Annotated in this window: 19 protein-coding genes; 5 read left to right on the forward strand and 14 right to left on the reverse strand. The window is 39.0% G+C overall.

The annotated features are described in order from the left end of the window. Nucleotides 1-15: 15 nt before the first annotated feature. From DI487_RS05255 to DI487_RS05320, 14 genes are all read right to left on the reverse strand, one after another. Entirely contained in the window at nucleotides 16-1137 is a 1122-nt protein-coding gene (locus DI487_RS05255) for a hypothetical protein (protein WP_109568728.1), read from the reverse strand. Between the two features lie 86 nt (nucleotides 1138-1223). Beyond that, nucleotides 1224-1496, reverse strand: a complete 273-nt coding sequence (locus tag DI487_RS05260; protein ID WP_109568729.1) for a molybdenum ABC transporter permease — start codon at nucleotides 1494-1496, stop codon at nucleotides 1224-1226. 139 nt (nucleotides 1497-1635) lie between these two features. Then, entirely contained in the window at nucleotides 1636-2085 is a 450-nt protein-coding gene (locus tag DI487_RS05265) for a DUF3872 domain-containing protein (RefSeq protein ID WP_109568730.1), read from the reverse strand. 11 nt (nucleotides 2086-2096) lie between these two features. Then, nucleotides 2097-2657, reverse strand: coding sequence for a conjugal transfer protein TraO (locus DI487_RS05270; protein ID WP_109568731.1), 561 nt, complete (start codon nucleotides 2655-2657; stop codon nucleotides 2097-2099). 21 nt (nucleotides 2658-2678) lie between these two features. Further along, nucleotides 2679-3578: a conjugative transposon protein TraN gene (gene traN / locus DI487_RS05275; RefSeq protein ID WP_109568732.1), complete on the reverse strand. Its 900-nt coding sequence runs from the start codon at nucleotides 3576-3578 to the stop codon at nucleotides 2679-2681. 24 nt (nucleotides 3579-3602) lie between these two features. Next, complete coding sequence (gene traM / locus DI487_RS05280) at nucleotides 3603-4943, reverse strand: conjugative transposon protein TraM (protein ID WP_109568733.1); 1341 nt, start codon at nucleotides 4941-4943, stop codon at nucleotides 3603-3605. Continuing rightward, nucleotides 4930-5217: a nitrogen regulatory IIA protein gene (locus tag DI487_RS05285; protein ID WP_109568734.1), complete on the reverse strand. Its 288-nt coding sequence runs from the start codon at nucleotides 5215-5217 to the stop codon at nucleotides 4930-4932. The genes traM and DI487_RS05285 overlap by 14 nt, the downstream gene beginning before the upstream one ends. Before the next feature lie 19 nt (nucleotides 5218-5236). Next, nucleotides 5237-5665, reverse strand: a complete 429-nt coding sequence (locus tag DI487_RS05290) for a hypothetical protein (protein WP_109568735.1) — start codon at nucleotides 5663-5665, stop codon at nucleotides 5237-5239. Nucleotides 5666-5675: 10 nt separating this feature from the next. Next, nucleotides 5676-6299, reverse strand: a complete 624-nt coding sequence (gene traK, locus DI487_RS05295) for a conjugative transposon protein TraK (protein WP_109568736.1) — start codon at nucleotides 6297-6299, stop codon at nucleotides 5676-5678. A 19-nt stretch (nucleotides 6300-6318) separates the two neighbouring features. Beyond that, nucleotides 6319-7314 (reverse strand): conjugative transposon protein TraJ, encoded by a 996-nt coding sequence (gene traJ / locus DI487_RS05300; RefSeq protein WP_109568737.1) that lies wholly within the window; start codon nucleotides 7312-7314, stop codon nucleotides 6319-6321. A 2-nt stretch (nucleotides 7315-7316) separates the two neighbouring features. Further along, entirely contained in the window at nucleotides 7317-7949 is a 633-nt protein-coding gene (locus DI487_RS05305) for a DUF4141 domain-containing protein (protein WP_109568738.1), read from the reverse strand. A gap of 27 nt (nucleotides 7950-7976) precedes the next feature. After that, nucleotides 7977-10481 (reverse strand): TraG family conjugative transposon ATPase, encoded by a 2505-nt coding sequence (locus tag DI487_RS05310; protein WP_109568739.1) that lies wholly within the window; start codon nucleotides 10479-10481, stop codon nucleotides 7977-7979. Beyond that, a complete protein-coding gene (locus tag DI487_RS05315) occupies nucleotides 10478-10810 on the reverse strand; it encodes a DUF4133 domain-containing protein (RefSeq protein ID WP_078690881.1) in 333 nt (110 codons plus the stop codon). Before DI487_RS05315 ends, DI487_RS05310 begins: the two co-directional genes overlap by 4 nt. A gap of 11 nt (nucleotides 10811-10821) precedes the next feature. Beyond that, nucleotides 10822-11127 carry a DUF4134 domain-containing protein gene (locus tag DI487_RS05320; RefSeq protein WP_078690882.1) on the reverse strand — a complete coding sequence of 102 codons (306 nt, stop codon included), beginning with the start codon at nucleotides 11125-11127 and terminating at the stop codon, nucleotides 10822-10824. 176 nt (nucleotides 11128-11303) lie between these two features. On the opposite strand from DI487_RS05320, the gene DI487_RS16150 reads away from it, so the two are divergent. From DI487_RS16150 to DI487_RS05345, 5 genes are all read left to right on the forward strand, one after another. Next, a complete protein-coding gene (locus DI487_RS16150) occupies nucleotides 11304-11600 on the forward strand; it encodes a helix-turn-helix domain-containing protein (protein WP_245896536.1) in 297 nt (98 codons plus the stop codon). Between the two features lie 7 nt (nucleotides 11601-11607). Then, nucleotides 11608-12225, forward strand: a complete 618-nt coding sequence (locus tag DI487_RS05330) for a hypothetical protein (protein WP_218925782.1) — start codon at nucleotides 11608-11610, stop codon at nucleotides 12223-12225. Further along, nucleotides 12222-12503, forward strand: coding sequence for a hypothetical protein (locus DI487_RS16155; RefSeq protein WP_218925783.1), 282 nt, complete (start codon nucleotides 12222-12224; stop codon nucleotides 12501-12503). The genes DI487_RS05330 and DI487_RS16155 overlap by 4 nt, the downstream gene beginning before the upstream one ends. 275 nt (nucleotides 12504-12778) lie before the next feature. Continuing rightward, nucleotides 12779-14554 (forward strand): DUF2326 domain-containing protein, encoded by a 1776-nt coding sequence (locus DI487_RS05340; protein ID WP_109568740.1) that lies wholly within the window; start codon nucleotides 12779-12781, stop codon nucleotides 14552-14554. Then, nucleotides 14555-15367: an endonuclease gene (locus DI487_RS05345; RefSeq protein WP_109568741.1), complete on the forward strand. Its 813-nt coding sequence runs from the start codon at nucleotides 14555-14557 to the stop codon at nucleotides 15365-15367. Nucleotides 15368-15374 lie beyond the last annotated feature (7 nt).

The raw sequence follows: 15374 nt of genomic DNA on the forward strand, positions 1-15374 counted from the left end.
CAACCAATCTGTTAATTATATCATTGTCAGGGGATAATTTTTAATTACTCCGGAAATAATATCGGCTCTATCATTTACCCATAAATATGACTTATATCCCACAAAACTGCTATTGTTTAAAACCTCTTCTTTAAACGTATTTAAGAAGCCATTTCCTAACAATATTTGATGTTCATTGATAGTTGGAGAATACTCTCGTATAGCACTTATTATAGTCCTATTTGCTTCAGCTATTTCATTTTGTGGAATTAAACCATTTCTTAAAAAAGAGGTATATAATCCTAAAATATTATTACAGGATGGCAATTGAGTTTTCCAAAATTTTCTGACTTCTTCTTCGTTAAAATTAAATCTTAAAACCTTATCCGTATGGTTCGATAGAAAATCTTTTAAATAAAATTTATTGGCTTTGACAATTGCAATTAAACTATCGTTTACGAAATCTTTATTTACCTCTAAACTTTTACTAATTAGTTCCTGTTTCCTTTTAGATAAGTCAAAATCCCACTCTCCATTATTTAGTAATGTTTCCCAAAAATGTTTCAATTTTGACCTTTCTACGGAATATTCAACCTCTTGAATTAATGGAGTAATATCTTTATCCGGTGGAGTAATAGTTGGGTCAAAGTGCTTATAAATTTTATTTATCAAAGATTGCATTCCGCCCTCTATCGTTATTTTTGACATATTACTCTCCATAAATGCCCAGAAGTTTTCGATATGGAAAGTGTCTATAATGTTATCTTTATAATGAGCGCAATCATTCCTCCTGTCTTTCCAATATTTTATTTGCAATCGTAGATTGTCATTAAGGCTAAAAATTGGGTCTTTAATACGTTGCTTTGTAGCCTGGTCAATTTTTTCTTGTTGTTGTGTAGCATCAAATACATTTGCTTCCCACAGGTCTTCATTTTGTAATTTAGAGATTAGTTTATCCCATTCTCCTTGCGGAAATAGGTTTGGTTTAGTTCCTTCTATTATTCTTTCCTTCAGTATTGTCAGAAAAGCCAAATATGAAAACAATAATGATGCTCTGTTCGCTCTTGCTTTATAACAAGTAACGGCATCAGTAAATAGTACGTTTACATCTTCTGAAAAATTATTATTCTCAATCCAATTTTCAATTCGTAATTTCATTCAAATTATATTTTGCCAATTTTGCTGTTTAACATACTACAAAATTATGCAAATTTATTAGGCGGGAGGTTGAATAAACAGATTGATTATCGAGGATTTTGAATTTCCACTTCTGTTTTTTCTTTATCTTTTTTCTCACGGGAATAAACCCACAATGACAACAGCCCGAAAATAATCAGTGCATAAGCTATCCATTTACCAACTCGTTCAATAAACTTAATGGCGACCTGCTTTTCATAGGACGAAAAGCCCTCTGCTCCGGTGTCGCTTCGTCTGTAAAACTTCCGACGGTTAATCCAATAACGAAGACCCAACCCCAAAACCAAGAATATTATTCCTATAACCAATGATGCCACCATAGCCCTTACTTTTAATTTTTACCGATGATAAATTTAAAAAATATTGATTAACCTCTAAAATTATTCCTATGCGAATACGCTGAATGCTAAAACGGCTTATCGAAAAGATAAGCCGTTCGCTCTGAATACATACATTGTCCTAATCACTACTGTTAAACTGAAAACTTACCTGCTTCTCGTTTCCAAAACTGTCCGAAATCCAAACGTCAAAAGATTGCGATACGGCAGAAGTCGAGGTATAATACAATCTGAATTGCTCTGTGGGTAATGGGTACAAGTCATTTGGCAAATACGGTGGTTCATCATAATACTGTAATGTGCCTTGTCCGTCAAATTGGAAATAACGAAGAAAATACTGCGTGTTGCTGTAATTTCCAGTGCGCTGTATAGTAATGCGTATCTCAACGGTCTGTCCGTTGGCAACATCTTTAGGTACTGGCATCACTTTAACCTCGAAAGGAAAATCATTCTGTATTTCGAGTTCATCATCTTTGCTACAAGATACCAGCGAAACCGAAGCTGTGAGGATTGCCAAGAGTACATATACAGGCAGTAGCCCCATTCTGAATTTATTAAATATTGCTATCATTGTTCTACGTTTTAAAAGTTAAACCTTAATCCTATGCCTGCGGATGGTCGAAACTGCTCCAGGTCTGTACCCCAAAGAACTTTTGTTCGCCCTTGCAGGACTAACACAAATCGGTCTGACAGGTAGGTTTCAAAAGTCAGCCGACCACCAGCACCATAAACGAAATTGTCCTCGTCTAATATTTTCGCCCCGTCATACAACATCGTTTCGCCCCGGTTGATGCTTTCATAACCGACTACACTTGTTATTCCGAAGTTCAATGTGATGTTCTTACGGGTATCGCCCAGCAGGAAGAAACTATAACCGCCCTCTGCGGTATAGGTTTCCTGTGGTATGCGGAGGTCTTTATAATCGTGATATTGATGCGTATATTCCAACGCCCAAAGCTGGTAATTACCGTTCTTACCGTTTACGGTCATTGCTATATTGATATAATAATCATTCCCGATTTTATCATCGGATAGTACACCTGTACTCACTTCCAATCCTTTCTGCTTAGGCAGCATTCTTTGTGCCTGTGTAACCGTGATGGCCATAAAGATGAGCATCACGGTATAGATATACTTTTTCATATTATTTGCTTTAAGAGGTTATTAAAATTTCAGGTGCATATCGTTAATCAAACGGGCTTTAATTAAGTCGGAATTTTCTACCTGAAGTGTTTGATGTCTGCCGCCGTTTTTCTCGAAAATCTCAATCAGCAGTACCTTATCATCGGCAATGGTAAATTGGTCAAGCAGGAACACATTTTGTTCGGTCGCTTTTCCGGCAATGCCGTCCAATGGTTTGTAAGTCCTAAGTGGTATCATCGGGCGTTCCTGTACTACGGTGCGTTTGGCTACTTTCTTATCTACCACCTTGAAATTCACAAAATCAATCTCGAAAGGTACATTGGTACGGTTTCTCAATTCCGTATGGAAATAGTATTTGCCATTGTGAATGTAAATACCTTTCAGAATGAATTGTATTCCGAAACTCTTAGCCCCGATATGTTTTACTATACGTTTATCCTTTTTATAAATGGTTTCCAAAAGCAAGCCTGCCAATGACGGGGAATTGTTGCCCAATTCTTCAAAAAGCACATCGTTTCCGTTTGCTTTATCTACCGCTTTTTGCATCGTTAGCAGGTCATAGCTTATCGCCTCCGGATAGGAACTATAATATACATTGAAGCTGTAAAAACGTCCGTCATTAGTAATCACAGAGAAATTGGTTTCCGGCTCAAAGTTTCTCACAGATGCTTTTACACGCAAAACATTTTCCGCATCTTCCGCTTTCCCTGCAATCAGGTATTCGCTGCCCAAATCCACGTAACGAATGGCAGTTGGGAAAATCAGGTGCGAAGTTTTATCATAGGTAACTTCCATATGGTACGGTTCTATCTTGCCCAAGGCAAGCGGTGTTTTTGCCTTTGCACTATCCTGTGCAAAAGAGGTTGCGGCAATGCCGACAGTCAGAGCGAATGCCCAAAAGGTTTTAAAAAGATTTTTCATTATTTTATTTATTTGAGTTCAACATTATTGTTTGGAAACAAGGAAGACCTGATGCCCTGTCTTCAGGGTAACTTTTGGAGTTCTTACTTTTTTGGCGAAATAACCCGAAATACCCTGTACCACGCCACGGCTTAAATCAGCAGCAACCTGTTGTCCGGCATTCTGCGTAAGCATTATACTTGTTCCTGAAGTCTGGCTCATATTACCCGCCATTTCGGTTAGGGCGTTCATTTCGGGCGAATATGGAACGTATAAACCTTGCTGTCCGTCCAAATCGTAAATGGTAATGTCAACCGGGATGATGTTGCCCTCTAATTCAATGGATGTTATTTTTAGCTGTAAACGTCCTCCCTGAAATTTGGCATTCGCCGTTACAATCGTCCCTTTGGGAATGGTTCGGTTAGGTGTTTTAGCAGGTTCCAATAAACGCAGCCTTACGCCTGTTTCCCCGATAACAGTCTGCGTTTCGTGAACGCAGGCTTTAATACTGTTTTTCGGCTGCACTGTTTGCTCAGTAGAACCAGCAGTATAAAACCCACGATTTTTTGTTTCGCTCCAATCGGCTAAAAAAGCACTGTCGCTTGGCTCACGGTACAGGGCTGATACGGTGTTTTTCTTTGTAGGGGTAAAAGCTACAAAATGCTCTTTTTGATTAGCACCCGAAGCCTTTGATGCTGTACCATTAGTTTGAGGTGCTTCTCCTGTGTTCGCAGTACCTTGTGGAAGATACTTTGCCGCCATCTGATAGGATTTCTCCATCAGGGCAAGCTGGTCATTAACAGTAACGGGTTTAGGTACATCTTTCTCTGCTAATCGTTCTTTCAATTCGTCCAATTGCCTGCGTAGTTCGGTTGTTTCCGAATTTTCACTCTGATAAAATGACCCTAATGTACTTTGCGCATTTCTGTAGCTGCTCAACGCTGGACTACCGTTTCTTACCGAACTTTTACTATTACCATAGCCGTTATTTTCATCTTCGTCAGAAAATTGTTCGTCAGTCGGCTCATCTTTATCTTCCGTATCCCAATAGTCAGAAAGCGTAGCTAAAGAATTTCGCTTTTCCTGTTCTTTTCGTTCGAGCATTTCCTGTTCGTAAGCCTTGCCCTTGTCGGCAGGCATTCCTGCACCCGTTGCCTGTGGAACTGCATCGTTAAGCCCTACGTTTTCAATTGCCTTTTTATCTTCAGACGGTTTAAATATGAGGTACATACAACCTAAGAAGACAACTGCCATTAAGCCAAAAATGAGTGGCTTTTTGAGCTTTTCGGCTTTGTTCTGTGTACCATCTTGCAGTACATCAGCAGTTGATGTCGGGTTTCCCTCTGTTACCCGAACAACCGATTTTTTGTTCTCATTTTCTTTCATAAATCCTATTTTTTAAAATTGTTGATACTGTGTCCTGCAACCTTGCTGGACTTTCATTTTTTTTGAGAATAGGGTTTTCGATATGCCTGATGTTGATGGCATCATTGGGCTTACCTGTATCGTACACTACTTTGCCGATAACCCCTGCGGTAAGCAAGAGATAACCCACAAAAAAATACAGGGTATATTGTTGCTGTTTACGAACTGGCAATGCCTGCCAATGTTCGTCCAGCTTATCGAAATACCTATCCATATTTGCTCTTAATTTTTTCATAGCCTTACTATTTCTGTTGTTATAGCTTGAAACGCTTAGGACTTTTCCCTGCTTTTTGCTTCGGCTCATCGTTGACCAATGCGACCGCTTCAACTGCTTTGGGTACGGATATTATAGACAGGTTTGTCAGCTCCGACTTTTTCAGCAGTTGCCCAAAAGCGTCCGTCTTTATTACGTCCATTCTGTTAAGAGAGAATTTGCCGTTCAGGTATTTTACCCACATATTGCATTCTACACGAGGCTTATTTTCTCCCGACCATTGCAGGTAGCCAGTCAATAACAAGTCCTGCTTAGGCAGGCTGTCTGCACCTTTTTGGCAGTTTTCAAGATATTCGCTGATGCTATCTTTTAGCTTTCCAGCATACGCACCCTGCGTATGGAAATAGCCGTTGTATCCTTTTTCAGTAAGGATTTTTGCGAATGTGTTTAAATCTGATAATGCTTCCATAAGATTTGTTTTAGCGTTCGATAACTTCGATATCCCTGTTTTCTACGACTGCAAACTTTTCGATATTGAAACCCTGCGGGTTGTTGTCTGAGCGAACAGAGTTCACGAGATAGCAAGAGGTAATCAGATTACGCTTGGTTACATTGCTCGAACGAATGATGAATTGTTTGGCATAGGTTCGCACCGCATACGGATAGTTATCGAAATTGCACACAACACTATCCACCTCTATGCGTTGTTGTACGTTCCCCGAAATAATACGACTGTAGTAACCCTTTTCCGTTAAATCTTTGTAATAATCAAAAGCACTTTTGTCTGCAAGGTTAAAAGCCCTGCTCATATTGCTTTCGATGGCGTTCTTATCGGGAGCGAGCGTAAAGAATAGTTCGTGAAAACGTCTGACGTGTTCCCTCGCCTCAACCGGGCGGTTGATGCTTGCATCCTGGGATAAAGCAAGCATTAAAGATTTACCGTTATCCAGTACATAAATTTTTTGGCGTTGTTCTTCTGCAAAGCGGTAGGACTGCCATACGGCATATCCTACCACGCCAATGCAGAGAACCGCAAACACAATGGCATACAAACGTATCTGCCTAAAGCTGTTTTCGATATTTCTTAGCGTTTTAAATTCCATTTTTTTAATGATTAATTGTTTATTTGTTCATTAGCTTTCCGCCAATATTTCCAACCGTAGAACCCGCACCAGCTCCGGCGATGTTTCCGGTTTTCATTGCAGCTTGATTTACATTTCGGGTAAAGTTTCCTGCGCCTCCGGCTTGGATTACCCAACCTGTTACGGTCGGTATCGTGAAGTACCCGATGATGCCTATAATCATAAAAATGATGTACACCGTATTGCTGGTATCGGGAATGAAGGTGGGGTCAGCCAGCATTGCTATATCCCTTTCCAATATGAGAGATTGTATTCTTGCCAACATCGAGCTGAACAAATCCGAAACGGGAAGCCACAGGTAAACACTAACATATCGGGTCAGCCATTGCGTGAGCGTGGACTGAAAACCATCCCATACGCTTATCGCAAAGGCTATCGGCCCGAGTATGGATAAGACTATGAGGAAAAATGTTCGTATGGTATCAATAACCAAAGCAGCCGCCTGAAAAAGTATTTCCAGCAAATTGCGGAACCAATCTTTTATGGCTTTTTCTATCTTGTAGGCTTGCCTGTCCATATACATTCCCGCCATTGTTCCAATGTCGGAGGGCGACCAGCCCAATTCGTCCAGCTTTTTATCAAACTCTTCATCTGATACCATATAAGCGGTTTCGGGATTTCTGACCATTGCCTCGTATTCCAATTGGTCTTTCTGCTGTTGGAGCTTATTCAGGTCAAGCACCTGGTCTTCAAGTATGGCGTGTGTTCCTGTAACCACCGGACTTAATACCGCATTGATAGTTCCTAATACTATAGTTGGGAAAAACATAATGCAAAGCCCCAAAGCGAATGGACGTAACAGCGGGAACATATCAATAGGTTCGGCACGGCTTAACGCCTGCCAAACCTTTAATGCCACATAGAACAACGCACCCAATCCCGCAAGACCTTTAGCCACTGCCGCCATATCTCCGGCAAGTGGCATCATATCATCATAGAGTGAACGTAAGAGTTCGTGAAGATTATCCCATTCCATTTTTACCAGTATTTTTGGTTAGCAGTTCCATAGAGTTCAAGCACTCTTTTGGCATCATTTTTCTTTTTCGCTCTCAGGTAGCTGACAGAAATATTCTTATTGGTGTAATAGCGTACAAGGCTATGGTAGTCCTTTACTTCTTTGTACACACGGTCAATAATATCCATACGCTCCTTGTCGTTCAGAGAAAGGCTTGATGCTGTTACAATCTGTTTGAGTTCTTTCAGCAGTTCTGTACTTTCATTCAGCAACGCTGAATAACCGTTGCCGATAGCTACCAATTCCTGCGGCGAAAAATTGGGGTCGTTCATCATCTTGCCGAAATTTTGCACATACATTTCGGACACATCGCCTACCAGCAAAACCGTTTGCTGTACTTTGCGGGCATCTTTCACAAGGTTGTTGATGGCTTTAAGCTTGTCGTAGTATTCTTTACCTTGCTCATACACTTTCTTTACCTCGTTGAAGTTCTTAATCACATTACTCACGGTAGAGGAAGTCTGTACGATTTCGTTTGCACTATTGAGAATACCCGATGCCAGGTTTGTAGGGTCGGTTACTACCCATTGGGCTTTTGCTGACGGTGCTACGGCAAGCATTAGTGCCGTACACACCAGATACAATACTTTTTTCATTGTTTCTGAATTTTAAATTGTTAATGACTATTGATTTGCCTTGTCACGCCTTTGCATAGAGATATGCTTGATGGCGAGTTCGACGTTACCGTCCAGCTCTTGGGCGAGCTGCATCACTTCCATTTTTTCGGTTTCTTCAGTGGTGTAGGCTAAGTATTCTTCGAGACTTACTTCGGTGGCATAGACTGCCGAGTTCGTACCACCTAAACCTATCCACACTTCTTTGTAAAGCCGTGAAGCGTCGTTGTTCATATTGATGGAAAGCACCTGACCTTTTTCTTTATCTGTAAGTCCCAACATTGCCTGTATATCATCAAACTTGTTCATATACTTGCGTTGGTCTAATAGGATTTTACAGTCGGAATTATTGATGATACTTTCTTTGACAATGGGCGACTGGATGATGTCGTCAACCTCCTGCGTTACGATAATTGCTTCTCCAAAAAACTTCCTTACAGTTTTAAATAGGTACTTGATGTATTCAGCCATACCTTCTTTGGCAATCGCTTTCCACGCTTCTTCAATCAGAATGAGCTTTCGGATACCTTTAAGTCGCCTCATCTTGTTGATGAAGACTTCCATAATGATGATGGTAACTATAGGAAAGAGGATTTTGTGGTCTTTAATTGCATCAATTTCAAACACAATAAAGCGTTTGGAAAGCAGGTCTAACTGCTTATCGGAGTTCAACAGATAATCGTACTCGCCACCTTTGTAGTAGGGTTCGAGAACGTTTAAAAAATTGGCGATGTCAAAGTCTTTTTCCCTTACCTGTTTTTCTTCGAGTACCTTACGGTAGTCGCCTTTTACATACTCATAGAAACCATTGAATGACGGATAAACATCGTCCTGTTTGATACGTTCGATGTAACCGCTTACAGCATTTGACAATGCTACTTCTTCCGAACGGGTTGGCGGTTCATCGTCACGCTTCCAAAGCGTAAGTATCAAGGTCTTGATACTTTCACGCTTTTCGATGTCGAAAACACCATCGTCCGTATAGAAAGGATTAAAGGCAATCGGGTTGTCTTCAGTATAAGTGAAGTAAACGCCGTCTTCGCCTCTGGTCTTTCCTTTGATAAGTTCGCACAAACCCTGATAGGAATTACCTGTATCTACGAGCAGAACGTGAGCGCCCTGCTCGTAATATTGTCTTACCATATGGTTTGTGAAGAACGATTTTCCCGAACCAGATGGCCCCAAAATAAATTTGTTGCGGTTCGTGATAATCCCACGTTTCATTGGCAAATCCGATATATCCAAATGGATAGGCTTTCCGGTCAAGCGGTCAGCCATTTTAATGCCGAACGGAGAGGGCGAATTATGGTAGTTGGTTTCTTCCGTGAAGAAGCACAAAGCAGGTTCGATAAAAGTGTAAAAACTTTCCTCACTCGGAAAATCGCCAGCATTGCCCGGCATTCCTGCCCAATACAAAGTGGCTACGTCCGTAGTGTTGTGTCTGGGCTTACACTCCATTAGTGCCAACGCACTACCGCAATCGTTCTTCAACTGTTTCAATTCGGCAGGGTCTTCCGACCACGCCATAATGTTGAAGTGCGCCCTTATGGAAGACAGCCCGAAGCTGTGGGCTTCGTTCAGGTACTTTTCTATCCACTCTTTGTTGATTTGGTTAGCCCTGCTATACCTTGCCAGCGAGTGCATATTCCTTGCGGACTTTTCAAACTTTTGCAGGTTGTCTTCGCTGTTATCTAAAAACAAATATTGGTTGTAGATATGGTTACAGCTAAGGAGTAGTCCCACAGGAGCGGCGAACGATAAACGGCAATCGCTCCGGTCGGTAGATAGTTTTTCAAAACGGGTATCAGCCGATACCGTTCCAGGCAAATCGTCCGTATCGGACAAAGTGTGCAGGCTCAATCTTTTGTTCCCTATACGGACTTCTTCTGTTCCGAGTGCGATGTCCTGCATCGGTGTTCCGCTTTCCCTTGACAGGGTTAGGTATTGTTCCAACAATCCCTGCTTTTCGTCTGTTCCGATAATGTCGTCTTCAGTAAGGCGTTGCAGGGTTATGAAACCACTATCGTTCACGATACGCTCAAATTGAGCGACTGCCTCCATAAAACGGTGTATCGTTTCCTTGTTCCTGATTTCCTTTGGTATCAGCGTACCTTTGCAAAGCGAACTGAAGTTGCTTTGCATACGCATTCTTTCCTTTGTGGTCTTGGTAAGGAACAGGTAACAATAATGGTTAAGGAATGGTCGCTCATTAAAATGGCGTTGGTAGGATTTAGCCAAAAAACTTTGGTCTTCCTTTGCTAAATCGGGAGCGTAGCTTTCCTTGATGTACCAATCCTGTTTATGGATAACCGTAAAATCGGGCAAAGTTTTGATAGCCTTGTGCCAGGCGGAATGAATGGCTTCATATTCCGCAGAAGCTACCGTAAACAGTTCCGGCAAACGCACTTCAAAGCAGGCAGTAATGTCTGCATCTTTGGAAAGGATGCAGTTGTTTTCTACTGCCAACAAAGGAAATTTGTTTTCCAGCGTTGTTGTCTTTGAAACGTTTCTCATAGGGCATTCGATTTAGGAGTGAATTTTAAATAGCGGTGTACAGGCTTGCGACAAATGATGTATCGGGGATGTCTTTTATTTGCCCCGATTTTCATTAGCCCGTGTTCACCATACTTCCTGTTGAGTGAAAAGGTCTGCCACACAATAAGCGAAGCACCGCCTGCTCCGAGGAACAGGCAGATGTAGGAGTTTACGCCTGCCATATACAGTATCATCACAAGGATGAGCGTACCGAGCAGTCCGCCAGCGAAGATGAACAGGTATTGTGCCTTTAGCCCTTTAAATTCCACTGTTCTGCCAATGCCTTTGTTTATGTTGTAACTGTTCATAAAGCAAAGGATTAAAGGAAGAATGAACGCAGGATGGTAGCCGCTACGATTAAGAAGATACACGCACCGAACCAGCTTGCCGCAGTCTTCGATGTGTCAGGGTCGCCACTACTGAATTTGTTGTACACCTTAACACCTCCGATTAACCCCACGACCGCACCGATGGCGTAAATTAATTGGGTTGCGGGGTCGAAATAAGACGTTACCATTTGGGTAGCCTCGTTGATGCCTGCCGAGCCGTTTCCCTGTGCAAACACACCAATTGCTGACAGCATAGCCGCTGCCGTCAGCAAAACTTTTTTTCTTTGTTTTTCCATAATTGAAACACATTAATTTGTTACTGTTTATCCCGCACCTTGCGAGTTTTCGGGACAAATGTCTTATGGAAAAAGAGGTGTTATAAGAATGTGGCAGTCAAAGGAAGTGTTTGGCTGTGAGTGGCTTTTGGGGTGGAAATCTTTAGGGCAGAAGCACTAATAACCAGATGCTTTTTATGCAATTAACAGTTGGTTCAATGCAACTTTTAAATTACATTTGTACATTCATAATAAAGTTAATTTTAATCATTTTTGAGATGAAGATATCAGGCAGACATATTGGAGAAATGCTGAAGGAAGCCAGAGAACAAAGGCAATTAACTCAAGAACAATTAGCTCAAAAAGTAGGTAAGAAAAGGAGTTATATTTCTAAGGTCGAAACTGATTATGGAAATAATATCAAACTTCAAACCCTTAAAGAGATAGTAGAAAAAGGATTTGACGGTACGGTTAAAATTAATTTGGAACTCTGATTTGTATATGGATAAATTATTAAAGAATGCTTTTAAAATGCAAATTCAATCCAAAGAAGGATTTGAGTTCGAAGAATTTATTGATGAACTGTTTCTTTTGAAATATGGCGTCGATAACTATACGCCCATCAGAAGGAATAAGGATAAAGGCAATGACGGTACTATTTTACCCGAACAAAAAATATTGGCTTGTTACGCACCAAGAAAATATAACAAAACTGATTTTGAAACGAAAGTTTTAGGGGCAACAAACAAAGAAGGAGATTTTGAAAAATATCAGAAAAACTGGAAAGACAAATTTCCAAATTGGGAAATGTATGTAAATCACGAAGTATCGCCGGAGCAGTTTACGTTAATTCAGGATTTGGACGGTAATACTTCGATAAAGGGCATAGACCAAATCCTTTCAACTATTGATGAGCTTGTATCAAGTAAAAAGCGAAAACTTGCAGCCTATTTGGGTATTGAAAACTTCTTTATTCAGGACTATATTCAAGACATCATTAACGATTTGTTGAATGCTTCCAGTGAAGAAGATAAGGCTTTGCATTTTGACAGAAAATCATTAGTTCCCCTCAACAGAAAATTGAACTCAATTTTGCGCAGGAAGATTGGGACGGGATGAACTCGGAAATGGTATTGGTTATGGAGGAATTTAATACAATTACCAATATACTTTCGGGGTATAATGACGATGAAATCAATACGCTGAAAAGAAGGATTATAAACGATTACAATAAACTTTCAGGAAGTTTTAAGGAGAGGTTATATAATCTGACTGACCAATATACAACGGCATATGGAAACATTAAAGACGATGAATATGTGAAATGCGTAAAATCTATTCTGCTGTATATGTTTGAACAGTGTTTAATAGGTAGAAAAACAGAAAATGAACTATGATATTACCACAGCCGGAAAGCAATCTTAAAACCAACCTTATGGTATTGGGGCGGATATTATAAGTATTATGGGCAATTCTCCATTTAAAAACAAATATGCCATCGTTGATGATATAATGAATAAGTTTTTAAACAGGGATAAAGATAGAACGCCCGACCTTTTTCTATATGCTTTGACATTTTTGCATACGATTGGTAGTATTGAGAAAAAAGGGTATAAAATCAAATTAGTGAAGAAGGAAATCCAAGAGGAAAATCAAACAAGTTTATTCGACAATGTTAATTAAAATATATTCAGAAACGAACCTTATAGATACTGTTCCATTTCACAATGGAATAAACATCATATTGGGTAAATACTCTGGGGATAAAGAAGCAAGAGGTATTAATGGTATTGGCAAGTCCACGTTGGTTAGGCTTGTTGATTTTACCTTATTAAGTGGTAAAGCAGAGAAAAGATTTGCTCAAAAAAAGTATGATTTTTTACGGGATGATGACCACACCATTACTTTAGAATTTGACATACAGGGACAAAAGTATTTTATTAAGAGGGGTTTTTCCGATACAAAAAAAATCTTTTTTGGAAAACGACCAGATGCTCTTGATGAATATGAAAAACCTGAAATGCCCAAAGTACTGGAAGGGATATTTTTCCCGACAGAGAACAACGAAGTGTTCTTTGAAGGAAAAAGGTATGGAACGTTAATGGAATTTTTTGTTAAGGATGATTTGCAAAACCAGCAAAGGGCTGACCCTTTAAATTTTGTTTCCTACAATGCCAATGCAAGAGAAAAGGCATTATATAATTTTTATTTGCTTAACCTTCCAACTAAAACGCTTTTAAAATATAATGAGGTTTCTTCGGAATACGAAAGGTATAATAATACAGTAAAATCCCTTTCAGAAAAGGTCAAAGCAGATACAGGTAAAGATATTCAGGAGTTTAGAACCGAGCGTCTAAAAATTGAAAAAGATATTGCAGCACTCGAAAGCAGTCTGAAGGAGTATAATTTTCTTGCCAATCATAAAGAGATAGAGCAAAAATTAAATCAGGTCATTTCTGAAATTAATGAGCAATCTATCATATATCATAATACAAATCGGAAATTAGATAAACTAAAATCCTCTTATAACGAGGTGTCATCTATTGACCTGGACAAAATTCGTAAACTCTACAATGAAACGGTAGCAACGTTTGGCAACTTTGTAAAAAGAAGTTTAGATGAAGTTATAGACTTTAAAAAGCAACTTTTGGCGAATAGGAATAAATATTTGTTAGAGGAAGAAAAGAAATTACAATCCTCAATAGACCAAAGTTTAATACAACTTGAAAAATTAGAAAAAAATAGGAGCCAATTATTTTCATTGTTGAAAGAGAGAGGTGCGTTGGATAGGATTGAGAGTACCTATGAAAGATTAGTGAATGAAAAAACGCTTTTAGAACGAAACACCTCTATTGTAAGAGAAATTGACGAAATCGAAGAAATATTAGGGAACTCAAATATTGTAATAGCTGAATTAAAGAGGGATATTGTTAGCGAACTAAACAAGCAACAAACCTATCTTGATGAGTTGCGATTGTTATTTCAACAAATTCTTGAAAATGCTATCTATTTGGATGAAGAATTTGATAATTCTTATTTTAATATCACATTAAACTCTACTTCGCCAAGAAATCAATTGCCTTTTAAAATAAGTCTGGAAATTCCCAAAGCGGATGCTTTAGGACAAGAACGTTTAAAAATTGTAGCATATGATTTAATGGTATTCTTAAAAAGCAGGATTGACAAACGGAACATCCCGGATTTTCTTGTACACGATGGTGTATTTCACGCCATATCATACAGAACAATATCCAATGTCCTGAACTATATGTACCATAAATCAAATGAGCTACATAACTTTCAATATATCGTTACTTTCAATGAGGATGAAATTGATTTAAACGGGGACGAAAGTAAGTTCGGAAAGTTTGATTTTGATTGGTCTAAACAAGTAATTGCTGAATATTCAGATACAGAGCAGGAAACAATTTTTAAACGTTTTTTTTAAATGGCGAAATATCAATTACCCCCTTTAAAAGATGAAAGGTTATTCGAGGAACTCACTTGTGATTTATTCAATTTTGTAGAGAATACTTCGTCATATGAAAATACAGACTTTCAGACATTTGGCGTGAAAGGGCAAAATCAGAAAGGTATTGATGTCTTTTCTACTAAAACCAAAACGGTAATACAATGCAAATTGAAAAGCATTGGAAGAAAAGACGAAACTATCAGGAAAAATCTAATTCAGGATATAAATGCAGACTTAGAAAAAGCAAGGGATTTAGCAATTGATTTTGACAAATTTGTTTTTGCTTCTACATTTCGTGACGATGCTCAAATACAGGAATACCTAAATCAAATTAAAAGAGAACAGGGACTACCATTTCATTTGTATTATTGGGGATGGGATACTATAACAAAACATATTGAGCAATCAGAGGCTTTATTACATAAATATTTTCCAAAATTTGTAAAAAAGTCTAAGCCTGTAAAGCCAAAAATTGAATTACCGGACGGAGCATTGGGAAAAGAGCTTTCTAAGAAGAACTATATTGACTATTTAAAAAAACGGTATGGCGATTGGAAACAGATTGAATTAAACAAAAAAGGAGAAAAATTTAATTGGGCTGCTTTCACCATTTCATTATCCAAAAGATATAAAGCATCAGGAATGAATTATATTGATGTTCGACACTTTGATGATTTGGCATCATATCTAAAAAGCCGGATTGATGGTACAATAATGGGAAAAGTAAACAAGTCTAAAGGAATAAAAAACTATTCTGTGTTTGAAGAGTTCTCGGAAACTGAAATATAAAATATCT

The organism is Flavobacterium sediminis (genome assembly GCF_003148385.1).
Classification (GTDB): Bacteria; Bacteroidota; Bacteroidia; order Flavobacteriales; family Flavobacteriaceae; genus Flavobacterium; species Flavobacterium sediminis.